Below are 21,777 nucleotides of genomic sequence, written 5' to 3'. Positions count from 1 at the left end.
GAGGTTCCTAGTTTAAGTATGGCAGACATAAACACACATGAAAACCAGCATATATTTATTCCCTGTGACTATGCAAAAACTCTATTCCTTCTCATCTGTCACATCATCTGTAACGCCCATATAATACCATCCCTGATTTTCTACAAAGCGAATGAATCTATGCCAGAAATCATCATGTGTCATATACGGCTGGATAGTTACGCACCCATCAACCTTTATAATCCGTTCGCCTTTTACTCCAGAACTCATAGGCAAAACATCATATATCCTTTCAACGGCCCTGCTATACTTTTCAATTCGAGCTTTGTCTTCATCGGTGGGATCACTAATCCTTGACAAATCCATATTGTCATGCAAATCAGCAAGTTTGACCAAACATGCGGTTTTGTTTATAAGAATTCTGCTGATAAAATCATCGTAGTTTTCTCCATGACGTTTTGTTAAACAATCTAGAACCGCCAGTATTTCCTCCGAAAAACCTTCTTTCTGCAAAAATTCCAAAGTAATGTCACTATCCTCAATGGTATCGTGTAAAACCCCACATATACGTTCAATATCGCTCTTGCCTGCCATCATCACCCTAAGAGGATGAAATATGTATGGCGCCCCAGCTTTATCAAATTGCCCGCCATGTGCAGTAGTCGCTATTTTTATAGCTTTATTTAACATGTAAAACCCTCCAGTCATTCTTACCAGAGATCATGCTGTTTGTTTTATCTCTTTCAAAATAACCCCTATGTCTGCAACACCAACTCGATCACTAACGCCAAATTTCTTTAAGCGCCTTCTCACTAGAACTTTTTTCGTGTTCGCGTTCTCCAAACAATTCGTCATCTCTGGCCACCGTTGGATCAAACCAATCGGCTTTTTTCGTCGCCCAGTCAACCCATGCGGCCGTTTCCTCATCCAATCCATCTTGGCCACAGGAAGTTTCAACAGCCTTAACATAAGCGCGGATTCTACACGCAGTCGCATAGTCGAGTGCGGCGTTTTCCAGTGCTATTGTTCGCTCAACTTCCTCATTGTATTTTTTCCGCCGTTCTTCCTTCCGACGTTCAGCTTCTGCCTTTTTGCGAGCTTCCTCTTCTTTCGCTTCTCGGTCAAGGCGAACCGCTTCAGATTCCTCATAAAACTCTATTAACATTTCGCCAAGCCGAGATTCAACATTAATTTTATCCGTATCTCTGAAATATCGACTCTCCCGAATGTTTATTCTAAGCCTTCCGTTGAACACATAGTCATATTTGCGGATCTGCGGCTCTGATGCCCATGAGCTACGACGTTTCTCATCTCTATACTTAATAAGGGCTTGCGCTTCCTGTTTTGTAATTACATGCTCGACCTTATCCTGGCCCTCAGCAATTTCAATACGGACATGTTCATTCCTGACACGAAGCGAAAGGTCATCATTGACCGATCCGCCGAGCTTTTCAACATGGCGAAATAAAGCGTCAAGTATCCGGTACACGCGCGGAAGCGACTCATTGGAAATCACTCCGGCCAAAAAGGGAGGACTGTAATTATAATCCCTTTTCCTTTGCGCCCCTTCAGATTTCCTGTCTTTTTGGTTCCACTCTCTGACCACAGCCCTGTAGGCAGCTATTTTTTTATGCAGTTGAGCATTTTCAGCAGGCATCTCGATTTCCTTGACAGCGCTTAGTACCTTTTCCCTTTCGGTATCTGATAGAAATTCGAGCGGTTGTTTTGCAGGATCAGCAATCTTTTCCTTGACTCCCTCAAAAGTTTTTGCCCCAGTAATCTGCGTAGGCCCATTAGTTTTGGGCAGGGGAGTTTTTGCCACTTTCGCTCCGGCGTTAACTTTTGCCCAATATCCTAACGGAGGGGTAGGAACATTTAGCTTTTTGCAAATTTTATGAATCGCAACGTCTGATACTCCATATTGCGCAGCAACTTTAACAACCGGGTTGGCCCAAACCTCTTTGTACAATTTTTCTCGTTTATAGGTATTGTGCTTGCCGCTCACACCCCAATAAGAAACATAATCGTCTTCAGCATCGTCAAAATTATCCCCAGTTTCATCGCCAGAGTTGTTGCCACTGTCATCTTCCGGCGTTTTTTCCGGCGCGTCTTCATGATTCAAAGCTTTTTCAACACTTTTTTCTGCAACAGCCTTGCGTATGCGTTTCGGCTTGTCGTTGCCAGGAAGCGTTACTTCAGCGATAGTGGATTCCGGGAGCGGCAGCTGCACAACTGGCTTTCCATACTGTAATTTCACCCAGTATCCCGAGGGAGGAACCGGAACATCTGCTTCTTTGCACAATTTCAACAGATCATTATAGTTAGCGTTATACTTTTTCGCGACGCCGGCTACAGATATTTCCCAAATTTCATTATAAAGCTGCTCTCTGGTTATTTTAGAAGCTTGCTCCTCAGTCAATATCCTTCCCCCTTTTGTCCAGTATGGAGTGTAGGTACTGCTGCAAATCGCCATGCACGTAGTCATTATCCCATGAAAGCGAAAACGCGTATTCAAAAAGTCGTATATCGCCTACTCCGCGCTTTCGCTTAATATAAAAAGCAGGTCTTTTTTCATCTCCTCAAACTTAGAAATAATCGTTTCCAGGTTTTTCTCAATGTTTTGCACCTGAATGTTCGTTATTTTCCCATGCTTATATGCTATCAGCCGCTCATCAATAATATGATAGCCCCAGCTTTCAGAATATCGATCCTCATGTTTAATGGCAAAACCTATCGGCAACAAATCATTTCTCATGCCAAGGCCCACCGCTAAGGGAGAAATCCCCAAATAGCCCGCCGCGATTTGTAATGTGATTTTCTTGCAACTCCTTATTTCATCATCCGAGTACTTGTCCACTTTCTCACCTCCGACTATTTCCAATATTAACTTCATTATACAATTCACACAAATAATCATCTACAAAATATTCCATAAATCTGTTTAAATATGACAAAAAAGCCGGTCAAGGTGATAAATCTAACCCCAACTGGCCTTTTTTTGCTTCTATTCAATTAGGCATTCGAGTTCTGTACCGTCAAGCAAACTGACACCCAATCTGCCCTCGCCAAATACCTCTATTTTTTCCGTCAGGGCAAAATAGAGGTCAATATCAAATTTACTGATCCGCCCTGCCTCAACAATGATTTTGGAAAACTGTTTTGCTTTGTAGCGTTGAAGCGGATTGTCACTTCCCCGCAGTTTTTTCCATTTACCGAGAAAATACTCTTTGTTTTCGACCAGCGTATTAAATACATCAACGAAAGCCTGATATAAAACCACATCATCGATATGCCTGCTTTCACAGCCCTTTTCGCCCTTCGCCGGATATTTGCCGTTGCAGCGCCAGATAATCCGCCTGAACCGGTCATCAGTTGAGTTCCAAACCTTCCTGCCAAAAACCTGACCGCAGGAGCCGCAGATGACTCTACCCGCAAAAGGATTGTCCGTTGTCGCGTACTCAAGCTTCTGAATGCCATACTGCAGAGCAAAATTCCGCCTGCGCTCCATCTCAAGCTGCACCGCTTCCCACATTTCTTTGTCAATAATTGCTGGATGGCTATCTTCCACATAATACTGCGGCACCTGGCCATTGTTGTCTGCCCGTTTTTTGCTCAAGAAATCAACAGTGTAGGTTTTCTGTAGCAGCGCGTCGCCCTTATATTTCTCATTGGTAAGCATTTTCCGGATGCTGCCTTCATACCATTTGGCCTTGCCATTCCAGTTTGCTACGCCGCCCAACTCCAAGTCTCTCGCGATCCGGTTGGCTCCTTTGCCGTCAAGGAATTCTGTGTAAATGCGTCTGACGATTTTAGCCTGCTTTTCATTGACAACGAGGTTGCCGTTTTTATCTTTGTCATATCCCAAAAACTTGGTGTGATTAACATGCAGCTTGCCCTGCTCAAAACGCCGTCGGATGCCCCAGGTCGAGTTTTCCGAGATTGATCGCGACTCGTCTTGCGCAAGTGAACTTAAAATGGATAAAAGCACCTCTCCCTTGCTGTCAAGGGTTCTTATATTTTCCTTCTCGAAAAACACTTCGATCCCTAACTCTTTGAGCATCCGAACATAGGTCAAGGTATCCAATGTGTTTCTGGCAAACCGCGAGATGGATTTCGTGATGATCCTATCGATTTTTCCAGCTTTGCAGTCTTCAATCATCCTGTTAAACTGCTCGCGCTTTTTGGTGGTGGTGCCGCTGATGCCCTCATCGGCATAAATGCCGGCAAATTTATAATCCGGATGTTTTTCGATATAGTTCGTGTAGTAGTTAACCTGGGCTTCGTAGCTTGATAACTGCTCTTCCTGATCGGTCGATACCCGGCAGTACGCGGCTACACGTTTTTTCTGTAGCTCTAGGTTTTCCGCAAGGCTTGTCCGGTTCGCCTTGGCTGGTATAACGGTAATGTTTTTTGCCATTTGTCATAACCTCCTCGACCACGGTTTCGGTTTGTATATTCACTCTGCCAATCTCATCATCTTCAATCGTTGTGCCCTGGCAGGCGTTTTTACCGTTTTTAATATAGGTGCTGCATTGCCACACCACTTTTTTACAGCAATATTTGCTGTTCCAAGTTCTCCGGCGCAAAGGCGCCCCGCACTTGCTGCACAGCAGCATCCCCGTCAGCGGATAGCGGTTTTGGTACTTGTTTTTGGTTTCTTCTACATTGCCCTTGGCCTTAGCGCGCAAAATAATCAGTCTTTGTGTTTCATCCCAGATTTCTCTGCTTACGATTGGCGGATGGTTATTCTCGATATAGAAGCTTTCGACCTCGCCGTGATTGACGCACTTCTTTTTGCTGAGATGGTCCTTGCTGTAGGTCTTTTGCAGCTTGGCATCGCCCTTGTATTTTTCGTTTTTGAGGATATTCAGCACAGTGCCGGAGTGCCACTTGCCTCCTGCCACTGTCCTAACCCCTGCGGCGTTCAGTTCTCTGGCAATGACAAAGCTTCCCTTGCCGCTGACATAGTCGGCGAAAATACGCTCGACCACTTTGGCTTGAATTGGGTTGATCACCAATTCGCCGTGCTTGTTTTTGTCATAGCCCAAAAACCGGGTGACATTGAGGGCCAGTTCCCCTTGCTCAAATTTTCGCCGATACCGCCACTTGAGATTTTCACTGGCGCTTTTGCTTTCTTCCTGGGCAAAAGAAGAGAGGACGGTAAGCATCAGCTCGCCGTCCCTCGTAAAGGTCGAAATATTGTCTTTTTCAAAAACGACTTCTACCCCCAGTTCCTTTAACTCCCTGACCGTCTCCAGCACCAGCGTTGTGTTGCGGGCAAAACGGGAGATGGATTTCGTTAGAATTAAGTCAATTTCCCTTGTTCTCGCCAAAGCCAGCATCCTTTGAAACTCCGGCCGCGCTTCCTTGGTGCCGGTGGTTCCATAGTCTGCAAAAATGTCAACATATTCATATTCCGGATTGGCTGCAATCAGCTTCCGATAATAGGTGGTTTGGTTTTCCAGCGACTCGCCTTGGGCTTCGCTGCCAGAAGATACCCTGGCATAAGCACAGACCCGTTTGCGTTTTAGCTGCACCCAACTCACTGGTTCAATGATTCTGACCCGCATAAGCCTGCTCCTTTCTATCAAATTCCATACCTATACATCACTCTAAAGTACCGTAAAGTCAACTAAAATAGAGGAAAGTCAACTCCAGCCAAGAATAATCAAGGCTAGAGGTGATGAGCACATGCCAACCAGCGACATTCTGCCAGACGTCTTGCGTCCCAATCTGAAGCTTGTTATTTGCGGAACAGCTGCTGCCGAACATTCCGCCAAGCTTGGCTCTTATTATGCAGGCGAAAACAACAGATTTTGGAGGATACTTCATGAAACCGGCTTGACAGACCGCCTGCTGCACACTTCAGAGTATCTGGATTGCTAAGCTATGGCATTGGATTGACAGACATCGCAAAAAAAGCGGCCGGCGTGGACGCGAAAATCGCGCAAAAAGAATATGACTTGGAAGCTTTTGTGCAAAAGCTGGCCCTTTTTCGCCCCCAAGTCATTTGTTTCAACGGCAAAGCGCGGCCGCCTTATTTTTCAGCCGGCAAGACCAGCGCAGGCGAAAAACCTCCCAGATCAGCTATGGCCCTTGCCTCATGAAGGACAATCCTGCCGCTATTCTTGTAGCGCCCTCGACTTCGGGAGCGGCGAGGCGGTATTGGGAGCCTGGCTATTGGCACGAATTGGCCGGCTTGGTAAACCAGGAGCAAACATAATACCCACTTAGCCAATAGTCCCCAGCCGAAGGTCTTGATTGTTGTTCATTTTTGTTAGCCTGTGCCTATGCTTCGGCATCGGGAATAAGCCTGACAAGCAACAGGCCTTTTCTTGCAACCACTGTAATCTTGCCGCCCGGCTCAAAGCCAAGCCTCCGGAGCCATTTTCCCTGCAGCCGGATAATCGGCACCGGCTTGTTGTTCTGGTAAAGATAATAGACGGACAGCCTACGGTTTAGCCTTGTCTTCTCTGGCATCGGTCAGCCACCTCCCCTGATATTCAGGCCGCGCCGAAGCCTCCGCCGCTTCAATGGCGGAAAAGAAACGGACGGAGCCTGTTTTGCGGGGGAAATCAAAAAGCGCACGCCAGGCCTCTATCGACCTACACATGCGCTGAAAGGCTTAGTTGTCCGACGTACTCCAAGGACCGGCCGGCGTAGCCCGCCATTGTAGTTCTCCTTGGCTTTCGTCGGTTTTTCCGCATGCAGCCGCTCAGCCCCTGCCCGAGCCTGACCATTTTCATTACACAGAAAAGGCGTTTCCTTGCTTGTTGAAAAGAAGGGCGCGCTGTATAATAAAATTGTCGTCGTGGACAGCTTGGCTGTTACGTGTAGGTGCTTACTCACCTGCGCGAGCTTGGGAGTGCGGGAACACTTCCAGGTCGCGGCGACTTTTTTATTTCCACCTGACACCAGTATAGCTCCGTGTTTATAAATAGCAAGCGATATCTGGGCTAAACCCAAAAGATATTTTCACTTTAAAACCGCCAAACCTGCCTGACCTCCCAGCCGGAGGTCTTTATTTTTCCCCTCGCCAAATCCTCCGGCACCAGATGCGCTTCCACCGCCATGGCTTTATTCGGAGCGTAGTTTCGCTGCACGCCGAGCGGAATATAGGCGTCGCCGCGGTGGCTGCCTACCCCTGTTGAAAGTTCCCAAGCTTTGTCCAGATTAATTTTCAACACGTCCACCTTGTAGTCCTTATCGTTTTTGACCACAGCCGTCCGGTCGGTCTTTTCCAGCGCGGCAGGCGGCAAGGCGGCATCCTGCTTGTTGATCCGCTCCGCCACCTGTTCAGCCGCAACCTCTAACGAAGGCGCTTTTACGGTAAAACTGGCAGCAGGCGGCTTAGTTTTCAGTTTGTCATAAGCCGCCTGCAGTTCCTTAGCGTTCATCTGTGAGATATGAAGCGCTTTGCTTAACGCCTGAGTCTTCTCAAGCTGCTCCTGCTGCAGCACAACGGCCTGTCGGTTCTTTTCCTCTGCTTGTTGGACACGCTGCCAAAGCCAGATAAGCATTGCGCTTATGAATAGGAAGAAAACAACGAGCATTATCAGCCACTTATTTTGCTTAAAGGCTGCTCCCCAAGTTTGGAATACCTGGATCATGCCTCATCCCCCCAGCGTCGCTGTGTAATCAGTCACTCCCCGCGCAATTGCCCTCGCATACTGGTCCCGCCACGCGGCGTTTGCCAACAAGGCCGCTTCCTCATCATTTGAAATAAACGCCATTTCCACCAAGCAGGCAGGCGCGTCGGTATAGACCAATACATAGAAGCGCGACTCCTTATCGGGATCACCGTCAGAGTAATCCGTCCTTCCTGCCCGGTTGGGAAACTCGGCGGCAATTTGCCCATATATGCATGTGGCAAGCTTGTCACCGAGTGTATTTCCCGGCGAAGTCCAAACCTCATAGCCTTCCGCGCTCTGATTCGCCGCGCTATTGCAATGAAGAGAAATAAAAATATCGGCGCCCCAGTCATTCGCCAGAACTGTCCGATAGCTTAGATCATCCGTTTCTTCTTGTTCCCATTCGGTTCGAGTTAGTTTCACCGCATACCCTACATTAAGCAGATATCTTGCTACTTGCCGCGAAATTATCAGCGCGACATCCGCCTCCTGCAAGCCTGTTGCCGCATGAACTGCGCCGGGATCAATGTTTCGGCCCGCATGGCCCGGATCAATGACTATTCTCATCTTTAACCTCTCCCTCTTCAAATTCAACTTTGGTTATGATCACTTGTTTCTGTTATAAAAATGAGTAACAAAAAAGGAACCTCATGTTTGAAGTTCCTTACTAATAATTTTTTCTGCATCATCAGCCCATCAAAATATGCAGAAATCAATTTCAATATGCAGATTCTTTATTCCTCCTGATTCCGAATATAAGCGGTTGTGCGTCCGGTCCCTACCTTGAGAATACACTCTTCCTTCAATAAATCAGACAACGCTTTTTCAATCGTCGTCACACTAATATCCGGACATAGCGCGGAAAGTTCAGCCTTGGTAATTTTGCCGACCCTGCCCGCAAAAATATTTCTGATTCGGTCAGCTTTCGTTACTCCTTTGGCGCGAATATATTCCACTCGGCTTTCAAATTCCTTATAGACATTCAATACAATGCCAAGGTAGTACTTTACGAAGGGAACATAGCTGTTCTTCTCCTCGTGCCAACCTTGGGAGCTCTGCTCCAAAGCGTCGTAATACGCTTCCTTCGTCTTTTCAATAATCATCTCAAAGCTGATGTATTTTCCGACTATATATCCTTCCCGGTAAAGCAGTAAAAGCGTCAACAGCCTGCTCATCCGTCCGTTTCCGTCACTGAAAGGATGAATGCAGAGAAAATCCAAAATGAACATGGAGATGAGTAATAGCGGGTCAACCTTGCTTGCATCCAAGGACTTCAAAAATGTATTAGATAAGCTATCCATTGCTTCCGGCGTTGCATAAGCCGGGAGGGGCTGAAACCGGACTCTGCGCTGTCCTAAGCTGTCCACTTCTTCGATAAGGTTGTCCGCACTCTTATAGCGCCCGCCCATTGAAGTTGGATTATAGGAGTAAAGATCCCTGTGCAACTGCAAAATTACGCTGGAGCGAGGAACAATATATTCGTAGCTTTCATGAATGGTATTAAGCACTTCCCGATAGCCGGCAATTTCCTGCTCGTTCCGGTTTCTTGGCTCAGCCTTGTTTTTAACCAGTTCCGTTAAGCGTGCTTCGGATGTGTAGATTCCCTCGATCCGGTTTGAAGCTCCTGTACTTTGTATCTTCGCAACCTCCAGCATGGCTTTCAGTATGTCTGGCTGCGCTTCGATGAACAGCTCCTGCTTACCTTTATACTCATGTATGGCGGAAAGAAGATTAACTATTTCCGGTGTAAAAAGCTCTTGCTTTATTGTTCCGTAATCAAAGGTTCTCACTCAATCACCTGCCTCACCGTTTTGCTTTCTGCATAATTTTATCACCTTTTTATGCAGAAAGCAAATGCAATATGCAGATAAACACCTTATTAGCCGACCGGCTATGGTTCTTTTCGGAGAGACTCCTTTTCACTTCTTAACTGCACCAGCTTCTCCCGGATAAAAACGGGAATATATTCGCTATACCCCATACGGTCCAAGTTTTCAATAATGCTCAAGCCTTCATTGCCCAGATACGCAAAGATCACCATGGACCGGCAGGTGCTGCTGCCAAAGATGCTCGCATCAATCCAGTGAGCCATAATAACGATCACCAGCATAACGATTTTGCGTTTTATCCCTTCAAAGCCCTTTTTGCTGTCAAGCGTTGCCGTCTTCCACGCAGCGATCAACCCGGTCACATAATCAATCACAACAAAAATAAGAAGTGCCGTAATCAACTTGTCGACACCGCCGACAAGAAAGGAAAACGCTGCGCCTATGGCTGAAAACAAAGCCATGATGCGCAGCTCTATTTGAGTATACTCAATCATTTCTCATCCTCCTTTTTATACCAAGCCATAGCTGCTCAGCGCCGCTTTTAGCGCTCGCACATCATCAGCCAGTTCCTCGCATTTATCCCGCAGCGCCTGCACCTCCACCTGCGAATAGGATGCACTGACAGTAAGGCCGCCGATTTCATTATCCATATTCCCGAAAGATACTATCGCTTTAACGATAGGTGTTGCGCCGAAGAAACCGATTCTATTTGCGGCTGAAAATTCATTTTGCCAGATTGAACCTTTATAGACAAGTGGTTGCGCTGTTTGTTTATCCCAAACCCTCATACCTTCAAAAGGTGTATAGAAAACCCAACTCCCACCAATAAACTGAGCTAGTTGCTTATCTTTCGCAGCCCAAGCTCCAGTTGCTCCTATTCCTACAATATACAGGTTCCCCTCTATACCAACAGGCGGGGCCGTAAGTGAGGTAGTTTCTACTGCCGTTTGAGTAAATGCATCTAGGCGGTTGAGTCCCATAGCATGTGTGACTTCCTTCTGCGCCTGGCTTTGCACAATATAAGGTAATATCAATCTTGGTGTATTGTCGCTCAAATTATCTCCTCCCTCACGGTTCCTCGCCCTCTCGATTCGCTCATCTGATAAATCCGGACCTTTATCAGACTTTGCACACTACCAAAATCGGCTATTTGCTCATCTGCTGAATAGATAACAAACGACGATACAGTCCGTAAGGTTCTTTTAACAGTTCCTTCACTTACCACATCGATTTCGTACATCTCACTTTTCTCACTTAGCGGAACATCAACCAGTTCCTTCCAGCTACCGTCTCCACGTGTACGACGAATCCAGGAAATAGTGAGGTTTCCACTGTCATCTCTAGAACCAGTTATGTGACAAGGCGATAAAGGAAGAGCCATAATTCCCTGGGAAGTAAAGTGTTTATCCTGATATAAATGGTTTGTCATTGGAAGTGTCGAAGGCCCAACGCGGAACAATCGACTCTGAAACCAGTCCGAAGAAGGCACTGTGAGCCTGCCGAGCATAGACAATGACAACAAAACAAATCTCTCGCCCGCCACATGGGACGCTGCTTTGTGTTCAGTACCAAGCCTTCCTCTTAGCAAAACCGATATTCGATAGGTGTTGGGCGCAATCAGTAGGGCAGTAGTAAACTGAATAATTTCATCGCCCACTAGCGCGGCATTAAATCCGTTTAGTACATCCAGAACTGGTCGGCTTTCTAAACTTCCATAGCTCATAACTACATCTAATGTATTAGCGTTATCCCAATAAACAGTTGGTCCACTTGCTAAAGCAGTCGTAGTGACCCCCATATAGGCTTGTGGTGTTCGATACAGGTTTAAGGAATAGGTCAGGCCTCCATCGTTTGAGCGGAATACACTGGCTCCGTAATAAACACTAGCTGTTGAAGCAACGTAAATCGTATCATCGGTCTGGCTGTTATCCCCCGGCAAACGAGGTATATCTAAGAACTCAGTAGTAATTTCGGTTGCTGGTTCTGCCGTCTGGAGCTGCGGTTCAGGATCGACGTTCCGAGTTACAAGAGTATACGTACTAGCATAAGTCGACTCTGCCTGAATCTTTATGATTCCTGGCTTGCCATATGAGACTTTGCTAACAACGATTAGAGCCTTACGTTCGTTGGCCAGATTCAGTTCCAAAATATCACCGGGAAGTATGTGAGCATATTGTGATCCAAGCGAAAACTCATATTTGGTTCTGCCAACCCACGCTTCATAGAGACGAGTATCTGCCAGAGTTTTCGCCTGCGAATCAGTTAAAACAAATTCGGTGTCTAGTGATTTCTCATTTCGGCTCAGTGTTAACTGGCGAAAGGCAGACATCACCCCTTGCTGATACTCCTTATCTGCAGACAAATATTTGATGGTAAGACGGACCGGCAGTTCTCTCTCATCCATGCGAGTAGCAGTATAGGCTTCAGAGGACGGAGAGTTTTCATAAGCGCCTATCGAATCTAAGCTGATCGGTAACACTTTCGTAAAATCCCGCTGCTTAAATACTACTTTGCCGTTTCTCTCTACCCCGTCAAATACATATAACAGCTGTAATTGCTCGATTTGGCTTCTGCGAGACTTTTCGCCACTCGTTTTGTAGCCCGGAACATGGATATCTGCCATACTCGATACGTCTATCTCGGATAAATCTAATCCAGCATTAACGCTAATCTCTTCTACAATGTTTTTAAGCTCGGTAGTGGAATGCATCACCTCAAAGGACAGGTTAGGTATCCGATTTCCGTAGTCTGTAACAAAGAAATTCTTGAATACGATGTAGGCTAGTCCACGGTATGCCGGAACCATGCCCACTCCCTCGATACCTTCCATATAAGGGTCGGGAGTCTGTGCTTCCGTACCATAGTAGAGGGTATAGTCATGTTTTGCTAAATCAATTAACTTACCGTCTGCCCACACTCTGCCAATACCGCTAATCGGCCCCTGACAGAGTCCAACCGCAAAGGACACAGAATAGGAATAGCTGGTTGTGGTAACCGACCCGCCTCCGCCACCCTTCCCGCCTCCTTGTTTTTCTGTTGTAACGTGCTCAACATAATTTGTCCCCCAAATTACATTGCACTCTGTTCTGACCGTTCCGTAAATCTTAGGTATGCTAGCACCGAACGTTGAAGTTTGCAGTCTGAGGTCATCTAATCTCGGTCCTTCTCTGCTAACGTTAGGAGCAAATAAGGATTGGTCAATGACACTGCCGGCCATAGCGGCTACTCCAGACCAAAACGCATTCCAGCCAGCGTTCTTCGCTATAGTTCCTAAAATGAGCGTAGCCATTAGTCAAGAACTCCAGGATACCGAAAAGCGGCCCGGATATTTTTTGTCCAAAACTCATCCAGCCTGGTTTCCGATACTTTTCCTACGTCGGCCCATGAATGAATAAACGTATGTGATGTTGCTAAAATACCTGCATGATGCGCTGGACCTTTTCCAAAACCAAAAAGAAGCACATCACCAGGACGCGCTTCTTCTACAGGAATTTCTGCTAGATAATTTTTTACTTCATTGTATAAGCGTTCCTCCGCCTTAAATAAATGCCAGGTAGCCGGATAATCAATTACTACCTTCACCGCTTGACCGGTAATGCGTTCATAAACCCCTCGTATTAATCCAACACAATCCGCGGCTACATTCTTTAGGCAGGCCTGATGAACCCACCTTGTACCAATCCAGGAACGAGCCTCCTCTACTATTTCTCCACGCGTCACTGCCGATTCCCTCCTATCCACGTCTAAGATTACTGCCTTCTGAAACGGTATTACTGGAGCCTTGTCCCGGATATGCCGATTGATAATCATTGCCCGGTATATGCGGCTCTCCTCTGAAATTCATCCCATTATTAAACTTTTTCCGACAAGTTGAAAAGTTACCATCACATCCGGGCGTTATAGAAAAGGTATCCCCTATCGCTACGCTAAAAGTGGCTGGCAGGAAAAGCGTTAGTAATCCATCTTCAAAGGTCTTTACTTCATACTGACACCCGCTATTGCCACCCGTATTAAAAGTCATTACTCCGTAGTCGAAATAACCCTTAGACTGAGAAAGATTAGTCTGAATTGTTCCATTCTGGTTTACCTGCATTACCTGTCCAAATGTAGTTAATAGGCTAAGCTCAATTTTACATTGAAAATCGCCAAGCTTTGCCCGGCAGCTTTTCTGATACACTGTACCTGCTGATTGTTGATAGGCCTCAAGCAATCCCCGAACTTCTGCCTGGAATCCGTACTTGCCGGTTTTTATTTGTCCTGTTGTTCCTTTACGGACAACTAATAAAGGATCTTTGGTATTCCTCCAGTTGCACAAAAAGACTTCAACTTTAGCAAAATCGAATCGCCCTGTAGCAATATCCTCCGCCTGAATTCGGCTACTGTCTAAAAAGCCCTCGACTTCCAGATTATCTACTGCCATGTTATTTGAGGTTTCCACAGCAGTTGGGACAAAGCCGGTGGATGCTTCGTACGTTACACCGCCTAAGGTGATATCTTCATCATGATTGGTAAACCCAAATACCGTCCCGTCCCTAAGCGAAAGCTTCCAGCACCATGCCGCTGTTGTTACTTCTTCTTGTAACCAAGGTACTCCAGGAGGCTGATTCACTCTTCGAATTAGCGGAGCAATATCGGTACGATAAATAAGCGTAACGCCTACAATGCGGAATATGTCGCCAATACTTTCACTGTTACTATTACCATACGTCTTAAACTGAGCTTGCCACGTTAATCCACCCGGGACCCAGATTCTCTGGATATCCGCTGAATACTCCGTTTGGTTATTACCATACGTTCTATACTGCGCTTGCCATATCAATCCGCCTGGAATCCAGTTTCTCTGCATATCGGCTATGAATTCAGTCTGATTGTTTGCGTTTGTTCGATACTGAGCTTGCCAAGTCAATCCTCCCGGAGTCCAAATGCGTTTAGTATCCGCCAAATACTCAGTAGTGTTATTCCCATACGTTTTAAACTGGGCCTGCCAGATTAGGGTAGTAGCCATTTATAGCGCGGCCTCGGTAAAGGAGATATTTAAGAGATTCCCAGCTTGATTTATGGCAGGGTATCCAGAATAGGCATAGACTGCAAGCAAAAACATGATATTAACATTTAACACAGTCGAAATACTGCAACCCCAGTTTACAATATTACTCATGCTCGAAAGGCTTTCCCACTGAGCTACCGTAGTAATTGGCCCGTAAACATTACCATATACACCTGATATGCCTGGAGAAACAGCTGAAATAGTCACACTCGTTGCTTTGAAGCCAGGATCACATCGTAAGCATAAGGACATAACCGCTGCACTTACATGTCCTGACGGTATTCTAGGATAAAGGCCACTCGCATCAATCATATCTGTCCCCGGTATCAGCTCAATACCATCTGTTAGTCCCGGAGTTCCCCTTTTATACAAGCGTAAATGCGCCATTAGCTTTGCCACCCCCAAGCGACTAAAGATACGGAAGTGTCGGGTGATGTAGATTCACTGGAAAGAGATTTAGCGGTTACCACGAACGAAATATTATTTGAAGTAACCTTAGGAAGAAATAGTATGACTTGTGGTGTGTTCGTGTCATAATTAGTAACAAAGCCGGATGAGGGAGAAGAATATTCGAAACGGGCAGAAGTGCTTCCCTTAAACTGCACGTTGACATCACGCCAAGTCTCACCGTCGTCGGCGCGAATAAAAATAGTTTTTGAGACTTGTGATCCGCTTGCTCCCGGATACATGCCGTCAAAGACAATAGGAGACGTCATACTGCCACTAGACACTAATGTACCATCTTTGGCACCAACGGTTCCATTAATATAAAATTTCAATCCCAAACTATCACCCCTAAACCGGTTGATAGTAGTCTAGCTTGAGCGATACGGTAGTGTTATCACCATAATCTTCCTCATCGCCGACTACTGTCCGTAAAAAAAACAGACGGTTGACTGTGTCCGCCTGCTGGATAAATAAATTTTGAGACCATGTAACGCCGTCGAGTGATAACTGCACAGCCTCAGCATCTTTTCCTGTAACTTTAATATTGCATAAGAAATGAAAGGGACCTGTGGCACGCAGCGCAAGATTCAGAGCTTCAGATACCGTGCCTCTATCTGCAGAAACAACAATGGGATTATCTTGTGTTACTGGTTTTCCATCTGTCCCTCCTGTTGTAACCGTGCCGTTATAGACAATGATGGCCATATTTTTTTTCCCTAAACACGTATTTCTATGAGGGGGATATTATCCCAGCCGTAAATATTCCAGTCTTTGATAGACTGAGGACAATGGTCGGTATCAAATCGAACGGGCACGTCAAACTCGAAATCAGCAGTAATAACAGCATCTTGAGCCGGTGCCGAGACAAAAGTAATGACGCCATTAGTGAAATTTACCGACCAATTGGCTTGCTGCTCAATACCAGCAAGATACACTTTCACTGTTTCAACGACTGGTTTTCTGATTTTACGTACATCGGTATATCCACCATCGTCTATATAGGTTTTACTCAGTTGAAATGTTGTCTTTTTGCCATCGCCTGTACCGATATATTCTCCTTTTCCCCTAAAGTCGAGCCAATCTTTGAAACGAAAACCATATGCCTTGCCTCGTCGAGCCCGAAAGAAGGCCAGTAACCGTCTCATTTGATCTTCATTTTTCACACCATGAGCGGCTTGGTACTTACACCTTGCCTGAGACCAATTGATATTACGCTGCTCATAGCCCGAACCAGTAATAACAACATCGGTAGAATACTCCGGCCCCCCAGTTACTCCATAAGAAATATCCGGCGGGAACTGCACTTCGTGAAAAGCTTGCATGTTAGAGATTTCTCCTTCCCATAGCCAAAGCAGCATTTGCTTCTGCCAAAATTTGCGACTGACTGCGGCGGAAACTGGCCGCATCCGGTGTCGTGATGTTCATAGTAATGACCATAGGTCGGCTCGTTCTTGAATCGGCGCTTTGACTTAACATTTTCTTTGTTTCAGCCGCAGTAAACACATATCCACCGCGATTAAAGTTAATCAATTCTGGCCCCTTTTCCCCTACTAAAGCAAGACCACCGGAGTAGTTACCGCCGGCAGCATATTGTCCGGGAATTCCGGATATCCCGCCTCGCGATTTTGCAGGCGCCAGTGCGGGAAACAAAGACATGGTAATTTGGCTAGCCAGCCACTGTGCCGCCATATCTGCAATGATTTTCATTATGCTTTTGCCTAGGGCTTGCCAGGCTTCGCCTATGGACTTTGTACCAGTAAGAATGTCTGAGAAAAAGCCTTTCAGGCCGTCATAAGTACCGGCCATTTGCTGAGCCATAATTTCCATGGAGGATTTATGAGACCCCTTCCAAACTTCATAATACGTGTCAATGTATTGCTGTTTTCCTGCCAAGTCTTGTGCGAACATCGCCTGCTCGGTAGTTAGAAGCTGCTGGAATTTGGCTACGTCTCCATCCGCGCGCGCCCGGTCCAGTTCCTCCTGAAACTTGACGCGGTCATAGTGCAGATCTTTAATTTTTTTGCTTTTCTCAGCTTCAATGGCGACCTGTTCGGCAGCCGCCTGGCGGCAAAAATCTACCATGCCGATTTCTGTGATAGAAAACTGGATTCCATTGGTTTCCCACGCTTTGCGGAACTGGTCCTGCTGATCGGCTGTGCTGGCGGAATACTCCAGGGCAAGATCTCTGTATTTTTTCCGCACTTCATCTATTTGCCGCGTCGCATCGGTTGCGATGTCAAACTTCTGCTTATCGACGCCAGTCAAGCCAAGCCCGCCTAGCTTATCGGAAAGACTCCGGGCTAGGTCACTCGCCTGATCGGCAATCCGGTTGTTTTCTTTTTGCTCATCGAGCAGAATCTTTTTCTTTTTCGCGGTGTAAATCTCATTAAGACACAGGACATCCCTCTCATAGTTTTCATTGGCATCCTTAGATTCGTTCAAGGTGTCCAGTTCATCGGCATACCATGCTTCGAGGGCGTCCATCTGGGTAGCGGTAAGCTGCAGCCATTCTTTTTCAATTGCCTTACTCGCTTGCTCCGCTTTTTTCTGGAGTTTTTCGTATTCTTTATCAGCTCCTCCGCCTGTAGTTGGAGAAGCGGTTGCTGGGGTAGCATTAGTTAGGCCTGTGAACTTGGTGTTAGGCTTCGTCATCTGAGGGAGTAGAGCGGATATATCCTTGCGGCTAAAGCCAAAGCTGAACTTTCCCGCCACCGCGCCTATTTTGCCGATTCCTTCAGTGACCTTGTTAAACCAATTCCCCACCGAATCGGGAATAAACTGGGCAAAAAAGCTTTTCAACGGACTGAGTTTGTCTACAATCCAGTTGATTCCCTGTGCAACCAACTCTTTAATGCTGGCCCAAGCGCCGTCGATGAAATCCACAATGCCATTCCATACACTGGAGGTGGCTTCGCCCGCTGCGTTCCAGCCATCGCCAATAAACTGGGCCACCGAACTCAGAGCATCTTCAACAAGAACGGTGATCCAATTCCACGCTTCGGATAAGGTCGTTACAATGCTGTTCCAGATGCCAACCGTGAAACTTACGATGGCATTCCAAGCGTCAGAAATAGCTGTAGTCACTGTGGTCACAGCATTGTCTACGACATTGGTAATCGCGTTCCAAGCATCAGTAAAAATGTCCGTAACCGTACTCCACAAAGTGCTGAAAAGCTCGGACAGCGGCTCCCAGTTGACCCAAATCTCGTAGGCCAGCAAGCCAACCGCCGCGCCAATCGCGATGAAAGACAGAAGCGGTGCGAGCGCCGTCCAAGTCGCGATTCCAAGCGCCACCATTGCCGGAACCGCCGCGCCTAAAAGTGCTCCGGAAAGGACGAACACCGAAGCGATTACTTCCGGCGGAATCATGCCTTGCAACGCTTCTTTCAACCCGAGCGCCTTCACCGCCGCGGCAAATTGCGACAGCCAGTCGGCAACACCTTGCAGCTTTTCCACTAGGTTTAGGTTTTTCGCGATGCTGTCGCCGATTTCCACCATGACCATGCTCACATTATCCTTGATAGTCGACATGAGTCCGGGGATGGTCTTGCTCATGGCTTCCATGCCGCCCTGGAATTTGGACTGCATGCCCATTAAAAGCGCGTTGATTCCGGTAGTGCTGTCAATCGCCCCTTGCTCTGCCATTTTCATGGCTGTGGGAATATCTTTTCCAATGGCGTCCGCCAGGAACTTCCACGCCGGCACTCCGGCTTCGGCTAGCTGCATCATCTCTTCGGCGGACACTTTCCCTTTGGCTTGCATCTGCCCAATAGCGTTGGTCAAACGGCTAATGCCTTCCTCGCCGATGCCCAGCATGGCCGCCGCGTCGCCGATTGCTGCCAGCATCGGAATGATGTCTTGCGACGCAAAGCCGAAGGCCAATAGTTTTTTCGATGCAGTTAAAAGCCCCGGCAGTTCAAAAGGAGTATCCGCCGCAAAGGTTGCCAAATCGGCGAGCATTTTTTCCGCGGCCTTAGCATCGCCCAACAGCGTAGTCAAGGCTTTGCGGCTGGCATCCATGTCGCCTGCCAGTTTGATGCTGGCAACCCCGAAAGCGGCGAGAGCTGCGGTCGCGGCGGCTAGGCCGGTCGCAATGCTCTCCGACGCTGCCATCGCTTCCGAGCCAAGCCCTTTGCGGAGTGCGCGCTTGGTACTCTCCCATTTTTTTAAAAAGTCGCTGTTGTCCCCGCCGATAAAAATCGTCATCGAAGCGTTCCCGGCCATAGTCTCACCCCACTTTCGACAGCAAGTCTTTTATTGCCCTCTTGGCTTCATCTTGCGTTACTTTTTGTTTTTCTTTTGGCTCCCGGCCAAGTAGCATATCCACCGTAACCGGCTTTTTTAGCTCGCGCGACGTGCAGGTGTTGATAATGGAAGCGACAAAACCCGCTGTCATTATTTGTTCCTGCCTGGTTCGCCAGTGATAGCCTTCCGCCAGCTCGTAAAACTCGCCGAAGGTCAGCCGTCCAAATTCCCATGGCTTTAAGCCCAACGGGCCGTAAGCCACCGGCGCGGCCTTTTCGATCCACTGGACTACGGTGGTCACTCGTTTCCCACGTCGTTCTCCTCCTGCGTTCCTTCTTCATCGGCCAGACTTTCGCCCATGATCTTCGAGGCCTTGATGGCTTCCCCGATCTTGCCGGCCAGTTCCCCGAAGTTTCCGCCGGCTTCCATGTATTCTTGCATCATTAGCCCCACGCGTTGCAAGGTAATCCCTTTTTCCGCATGCTTTAAGCCGCCCCAGAGCAAAATGCGGATCGCCGAAAAGCCAGCCGCCATGGGATTGCTCATCACATAGAGCAGGGATTTTCCTCCCATCAGTTCTTCCATCTCGGCGGCTGAGTTAATATCGTAGCGAAGGCGGCGCTCCTTGCCGCCAATCGTAATAAACACGGGTCCTGTCATCGTTCATTCCTCCATTTTTCAAGAAAACAGGGTGCACAGTCCAAACTGCACACCCCATCCGTTATGCTGCGGGCGCAACGCCCGGAGTTGTATTCGCTGAAACCGGAGCCGCTGTCAAACCGGCGCATGTTCCGTTGGCAATGGCAATATTGAGAGTGCTGTCATTAGCCGCTGCGGTCAAAGCTGTCAGTTCCACGATAGCCCCATAGCCGCCCACGCTGAATTTGGCTGTCACCGCGCTGTCTGCAGCCAAAGCTTCTCTGCCTTTTTGCGCTACTACGGCCGCCGAATCATTGAGCGCCACGGCTACGCTGATGGCTTTTGGCGAGCCGGTCATCCCGGCGGCAGTCACTGTGAAGGTGGCATTGCCGGCGGTCGTAATGGCACCGATAACCTCAGCCGTTTCCACCTGTTTGGTGCCGTTTACCTCTTCCGGCGCACCCGCTCCGGCCAAGGTAATTTTATATGTCGCTACCCCGTCATGCGGAGACTCCTCGCTCAAATCGGTAATGGCCGCATAGCCTTGGAATTTCGAGCCATCCTTGCGGACATACCGCACATGCACCAGCTCGCGGTTGGCAAACACCGTGAGCAGCTTGGCACGGCCCGCGTCAATACTCAGGCCTGATGCGTCGGTTAGCATCACCGCATCGGCGTCAATGCTCCAGGACATCATGCCGGGTACGCTGGTTTTCCAGGCTCCCGATTGTTTATTGGACGCATCGATCTGTTCCGCTGTCAGGCTCAAGGTCGCGCCCCGCTGGCCGCCAATCACCGTCCAGATTGGGATTTCGGCTGTTCCGGTATTTACTTTTAACAGAAAATCCACACCATCGCTTGGAATCAAAGGCATCTTTCATCACTCCTTAGTATCAATAATCGTAAACTTGAAGGTTACCGTAGCTTCGCGGTGCGTTTCCAGGCGTTCCACCGAATGGCTGTCCACGCTCGAAAGCCCGACCTGCCACTCGTCGGTTAAAATCAGTGGCTCGCTTTGTATCGCCGAAATAGCCCTATCGCAAAGCTCCGCCACTTCCTTGTCTCCCTGGTACTCGCTGTAGACTTTGAGGGTGGCCATGACATCCGCGCCGCATACCGTTTTGGTGCTCCAGCTCTCTGCCGTTGTGTCGGTCAGCACCACATAGGGCGCTTTTTTGCCTGCCGGCACATAGTCATAAACCGGAGCCGCCATATGACTTTTTAAACGCTCAAAGAGCGCCTTGTTTAGCGGCGACACTGGGGATCGCTTCATCGTCTCACCTCATTTCGCACCGCTGTCCGGATCTTCTCTTGGATGCCCGGCATCAGCTCACGGCGCGCCCGCTCGGCAAAATGCTTGCCCTTCACGCCCCGTTTAGTGCCATATTCCTGCAGCGGCGCATGCGGCGCTTTAGCCCTGACCATGCGAGAGATACCGTACTTTCCTTTGCGGCTCACGATACTTTTGCGCAAAAGGCCGCTTTTGACCGGAGCCAGCGAGCGCTCGCGCTTTCGAACTTCTTTAGCCCCCAGCTCGGTTTCTTTTTCAATCGCCTGGCTGACATTGGTAGAAATGAGGTCGCCGAAGGAAACGCATTGATCAATCCCGGTTACCCTAATTGCCAGCCGCATCGGCCACTACCTCCCGGCATTCCAGGCTTAAAAACGCATGCTTTTCTTCCACATCAATAGGCGGCCCGATCTGCTCAAAGATACGGCCGCCGTATTGAATCCGGTCCGACACCGCCACATCGCGGCGATAGCGAATAATGATGCGGTGTAAAATCTCAGGTGTTAGCTGCTCATATTGGTCTACCGTCTTGGCGGTCAACGCCATGACCTTAGCCCAAACGGTAGCTCGCGTCATATAAATCGTTTCATAGCCGCCCTGATCGTCCGGCACCTGAGTTTCCTTCAGCAAGATGCAGCGGCAGTTCAGTTCTCCTGGGTTCATATCATC

At 47.9% G+C, this 21,777-nt stretch carries 25 protein-coding genes and 1 pseudogene; 1 reads left to right on the top strand and 25 read right to left on the bottom strand.

All coding sequences use genetic code 11. The features are described from left to right. Window positions 1-81 precede the first annotated feature (81 nt). From F3H20_RS08960 to F3H20_RS08940, 5 genes and pseudogenes are all read right to left on the bottom strand, one after another. Window positions 82-669 carry a GTP pyrophosphokinase gene (locus F3H20_RS08960; protein WP_223191696.1) on the bottom strand — a complete coding sequence of 196 codons (588 nt, stop codon included), beginning with the start codon at window positions 667-669 and terminating at the stop codon, window positions 82-84. Between the two features lie 91 nt (window positions 670-760). After that, complete coding sequence (locus tag F3H20_RS08955; protein WP_149734585.1) at window positions 761-2,398, bottom strand: hypothetical protein; 1,638 nt, start codon at window positions 2,396-2,398, stop codon at window positions 761-763. Window positions 2,399-2,509: 111 nt separating this feature from the next. After that, a complete protein-coding gene (locus F3H20_RS08950; protein ID WP_149734584.1) occupies window positions 2,510-2,836 on the bottom strand; it encodes a hypothetical protein in 327 nt (108 codons plus the stop codon). Between the two features lie 147 nt (window positions 2,837-2,983). Further along, entirely contained in the window at window positions 2,984-4,396 is a 1,413-nt protein-coding gene (locus tag F3H20_RS08945; protein WP_149734583.1) for a recombinase family protein, read from the bottom strand. Between the two features lie 61 nt (window positions 4,397-4,457). Next, a pseudogene (locus F3H20_RS08940) lies at window positions 4,458-5,549 on the bottom strand (recombinase family protein); the annotation flags it as partial. A gap of 121 nt (window positions 5,550-5,670) precedes the next feature. Here F3H20_RS08940 and F3H20_RS08935 point away from each other — a divergent pair. Then, window positions 5,671-5,865 carry a uracil-DNA glycosylase family protein gene (locus F3H20_RS08935; RefSeq protein WP_149734582.1) on the top strand — a complete coding sequence of 65 codons (195 nt, stop codon included), beginning with the start codon at window positions 5,671-5,673 and terminating at the stop codon, window positions 5,863-5,865. Window positions 5,866-6,267: 402 nt separating this feature from the next. Here the strand turns inward: F3H20_RS08935 and F3H20_RS08930 are convergent, their stop codons facing one another. From F3H20_RS08930 to F3H20_RS08835, 20 genes are all read right to left on the bottom strand, one after another. Further along, the gene (locus F3H20_RS08930; protein WP_149734581.1) at window positions 6,268-6,459 is read right to left on the bottom strand and encodes a SymE family type I addiction module toxin; all 192 of its coding nucleotides are present in this window, start codon (window positions 6,457-6,459) and stop codon (window positions 6,268-6,270) included. 500 nt (window positions 6,460-6,959) lie between these two features. Further along, window positions 6,960-7,589, bottom strand: coding sequence for a hypothetical protein (locus F3H20_RS08925; protein ID WP_149734580.1), 630 nt, complete (start codon window positions 7,587-7,589; stop codon window positions 6,960-6,962). 3 nt (window positions 7,590-7,592) lie between these two features. Continuing rightward, window positions 7,593-8,177, bottom strand: coding sequence for an N-acetylmuramoyl-L-alanine amidase family protein (locus tag F3H20_RS08920; RefSeq protein WP_149734579.1), 585 nt, complete (start codon window positions 8,175-8,177; stop codon window positions 7,593-7,595). Window positions 8,178-8,344: 167 nt separating this feature from the next. Beyond that, window positions 8,345-9,400 (bottom strand): Fic family protein, encoded by a 1,056-nt coding sequence (locus F3H20_RS08915; protein WP_149734578.1) that lies wholly within the window; start codon window positions 9,398-9,400, stop codon window positions 8,345-8,347. A 101-nt stretch (window positions 9,401-9,501) separates the two neighbouring features. Beyond that, on the bottom strand, window positions 9,502-9,933 hold the full coding sequence (locus F3H20_RS08910; RefSeq protein ID WP_149734577.1) for a phage holin family protein: 432 nt from the start codon (window positions 9,931-9,933) through the stop codon (window positions 9,502-9,504). A gap of 15 nt (window positions 9,934-9,948) precedes the next feature. Then, window positions 9,949-10,494 (bottom strand): DUF2793 domain-containing protein, encoded by a 546-nt coding sequence (locus F3H20_RS08905; RefSeq protein WP_149734576.1) that lies wholly within the window; start codon window positions 10,492-10,494, stop codon window positions 9,949-9,951. After that, window positions 10,491-12,728, bottom strand: coding sequence for a phage tail protein (locus F3H20_RS08900; protein WP_149734575.1), 2,238 nt, complete (start codon window positions 12,726-12,728; stop codon window positions 10,491-10,493). Before F3H20_RS08900 ends, F3H20_RS08905 begins: the two co-directional genes overlap by 4 nt. Continuing rightward, complete coding sequence (locus F3H20_RS08895; RefSeq protein ID WP_149734574.1) at window positions 12,728-13,159, bottom strand: NlpC/P60 family protein; 432 nt, start codon at window positions 13,157-13,159, stop codon at window positions 12,728-12,730. The genes F3H20_RS08900 and F3H20_RS08895 overlap by 1 nt, the downstream gene beginning before the upstream one ends. Window positions 13,160-13,172: 13 nt before the next feature. Further along, on the bottom strand, window positions 13,173-14,345 hold the full coding sequence (locus F3H20_RS08890) for a DUF2163 domain-containing protein (RefSeq protein ID WP_223191695.1): 1,173 nt from the start codon (window positions 14,343-14,345) through the stop codon (window positions 13,173-13,175). 99 nt (window positions 14,346-14,444) lie between these two features. Then, window positions 14,445-14,873, bottom strand: coding sequence for a hypothetical protein (locus tag F3H20_RS08885; RefSeq protein ID WP_149734572.1), 429 nt, complete (start codon window positions 14,871-14,873; stop codon window positions 14,445-14,447). Next, entirely contained in the window at window positions 14,873-15,271 is a 399-nt protein-coding gene (locus F3H20_RS08880; protein WP_149734571.1) for a hypothetical protein, read from the bottom strand. The genes F3H20_RS08885 and F3H20_RS08880 overlap by 1 nt, the downstream gene beginning before the upstream one ends. Before the next feature lie 10 nt (window positions 15,272-15,281). Next, the gene (locus tag F3H20_RS08875) at window positions 15,282-15,638 is read right to left on the bottom strand and encodes a hypothetical protein (protein WP_149734570.1); all 357 of its coding nucleotides are present in this window, start codon (window positions 15,636-15,638) and stop codon (window positions 15,282-15,284) included. A gap of 11 nt (window positions 15,639-15,649) precedes the next feature. Next, on the bottom strand, window positions 15,650-16,255 hold the full coding sequence (locus F3H20_RS08870; protein ID WP_149734569.1) for a DUF2460 domain-containing protein: 606 nt from the start codon (window positions 16,253-16,255) through the stop codon (window positions 15,650-15,652). 1 nt (window position 16,256) lies between these two features. After that, window positions 16,257-19,157: a tape measure protein gene (locus tag F3H20_RS08865; RefSeq protein WP_149734568.1), complete on the bottom strand. Its 2,901-nt coding sequence runs from the start codon at window positions 19,155-19,157 to the stop codon at window positions 16,257-16,259. A gap of 4 nt (window positions 19,158-19,161) precedes the next feature. Further along, on the bottom strand, window positions 19,162-19,479 hold the full coding sequence (locus tag F3H20_RS08860; RefSeq protein WP_149734567.1) for a hypothetical protein: 318 nt from the start codon (window positions 19,477-19,479) through the stop codon (window positions 19,162-19,164). Next, complete coding sequence (locus tag F3H20_RS08855) at window positions 19,476-19,838, bottom strand: hypothetical protein (RefSeq protein ID WP_149734566.1); 363 nt, start codon at window positions 19,836-19,838, stop codon at window positions 19,476-19,478. Before F3H20_RS08855 ends, F3H20_RS08860 begins: the two co-directional genes overlap by 4 nt. 61 nt (window positions 19,839-19,899) lie before the next feature. Next, complete coding sequence (locus F3H20_RS08850) at window positions 19,900-20,691, bottom strand: phage tail tube protein (RefSeq protein WP_149734565.1); 792 nt, start codon at window positions 20,689-20,691, stop codon at window positions 19,900-19,902. A 6-nt stretch (window positions 20,692-20,697) separates the two neighbouring features. Further along, window positions 20,698-21,090 (bottom strand): DUF3168 domain-containing protein, encoded by a 393-nt coding sequence (locus tag F3H20_RS08845; RefSeq protein WP_149734564.1) that lies wholly within the window; start codon window positions 21,088-21,090, stop codon window positions 20,698-20,700. Beyond that, window positions 21,087-21,449, bottom strand: a complete 363-nt coding sequence (locus tag F3H20_RS08840) for an HK97 gp10 family phage protein (protein WP_149734563.1) — start codon at window positions 21,447-21,449, stop codon at window positions 21,087-21,089. The genes F3H20_RS08845 and F3H20_RS08840 overlap by 4 nt, the downstream gene beginning before the upstream one ends. Then, window positions 21,433-21,771, bottom strand: coding sequence for a phage head closure protein (locus F3H20_RS08835; RefSeq protein ID WP_149734562.1), 339 nt, complete (start codon window positions 21,769-21,771; stop codon window positions 21,433-21,435). Before F3H20_RS08835 ends, F3H20_RS08840 begins: the two co-directional genes overlap by 17 nt. Between the last annotated feature and the right edge of the window lie 6 nt (window positions 21,772-21,777).

This window comes from Propionispora hippei DSM 15287 (assembly GCF_900141835.1).
GTDB classification, from domain to species: domain Bacteria; phylum Bacillota; class Negativicutes; order Propionisporales; family Propionisporaceae; genus Propionispora; species Propionispora hippei.
The sequence above is the reverse complement of the archived record's forward strand: the minus strand, read 5'-3'. Positions and strand labels throughout refer to the sequence as shown.

Excerpts from the sequence above, each read along its gene's own strand:
- F3H20_RS08960 (WP_223191696.1), bottom strand. The coding sequence starts at position 669 with ATGTTAAATAAAGCTATAAAAATAGCGACTACTGCACATGGCGGGCAA.
- F3H20_RS08945 (WP_149734583.1), bottom strand. The coding sequence starts at position 4,396 with ATGGCAAAAAACATTACCGTTATACCAGCCAAGGCGAACCGGACAAGC.
- F3H20_RS08935 (WP_149734582.1), top strand. The coding sequence starts at position 5,671 with ATGCCAACCAGCGACATTCTGCCAGACGTCTTGCGTCCCAATCTGAAG.
- F3H20_RS08930 (WP_149734581.1), bottom strand. The coding sequence starts at position 6,459 with ATGCCAGAGAAGACAAGGCTAAACCGTAGGCTGTCCGTCTATTATCTT.
- F3H20_RS08925 (WP_149734580.1), bottom strand. The coding sequence starts at position 7,589 with ATGATCCAGGTATTCCAAACTTGGGGAGCAGCCTTTAAGCAAAATAAG.
- F3H20_RS08920 (WP_149734579.1), bottom strand. The coding sequence starts at position 8,177 with ATGAGAATAGTCATTGATCCGGGCCATGCGGGCCGAAACATTGATCCC.
- F3H20_RS08910 (WP_149734577.1), bottom strand. The coding sequence starts at position 9,933 with ATGATTGAGTATACTCAAATAGAGCTGCGCATCATGGCTTTGTTTTCA.
- F3H20_RS08900 (WP_149734575.1), bottom strand. The coding sequence starts at position 12,728 with ATGGCTACGCTCATTTTAGGAACTATAGCGAAGAACGCTGGCTGGAAT.
- F3H20_RS08885 (WP_149734572.1), bottom strand. The coding sequence starts at position 14,873 with ATGGCGCATTTACGCTTGTATAAAAGGGGAACTCCGGGACTAACAGAT.
- F3H20_RS08875 (WP_149734570.1), bottom strand. The coding sequence starts at position 15,638 with ATGGCCATCATTGTCTATAACGGCACGGTTACAACAGGAGGGACAGAT.
- F3H20_RS08870 (WP_149734569.1), bottom strand. The coding sequence starts at position 16,255 with ATGCAAGCTTTTCACGAAGTGCAGTTCCCGCCGGATATTTCTTATGGA.
- F3H20_RS08865 (WP_149734568.1), bottom strand. The coding sequence starts at position 19,157 with ATGGCCGGGAACGCTTCGATGACGATTTTTATCGGCGGGGACAACAGC.
- F3H20_RS08855 (WP_149734566.1), bottom strand. The coding sequence starts at position 19,838 with ATGACAGGACCCGTGTTTATTACGATTGGCGGCAAGGAGCGCCGCCTT.
- F3H20_RS08850 (WP_149734565.1), bottom strand. The coding sequence starts at position 20,691 with ATGCCTTTGATTCCAAGCGATGGTGTGGATTTTCTGTTAAAAGTAAAT.
- F3H20_RS08845 (WP_149734564.1), bottom strand. The coding sequence starts at position 21,090 with ATGAAGCGATCCCCAGTGTCGCCGCTAAACAAGGCGCTCTTTGAGCGT.
- F3H20_RS08840 (WP_149734563.1), bottom strand. The coding sequence starts at position 21,449 with ATGCGGCTGGCAATTAGGGTAACCGGGATTGATCAATGCGTTTCCTTC.
- F3H20_RS08835 (WP_149734562.1), bottom strand. The coding sequence starts at position 21,771 with ATGAACCCAGGAGAACTGAACTGCCGCTGCATCTTGCTGAAGGAAACT.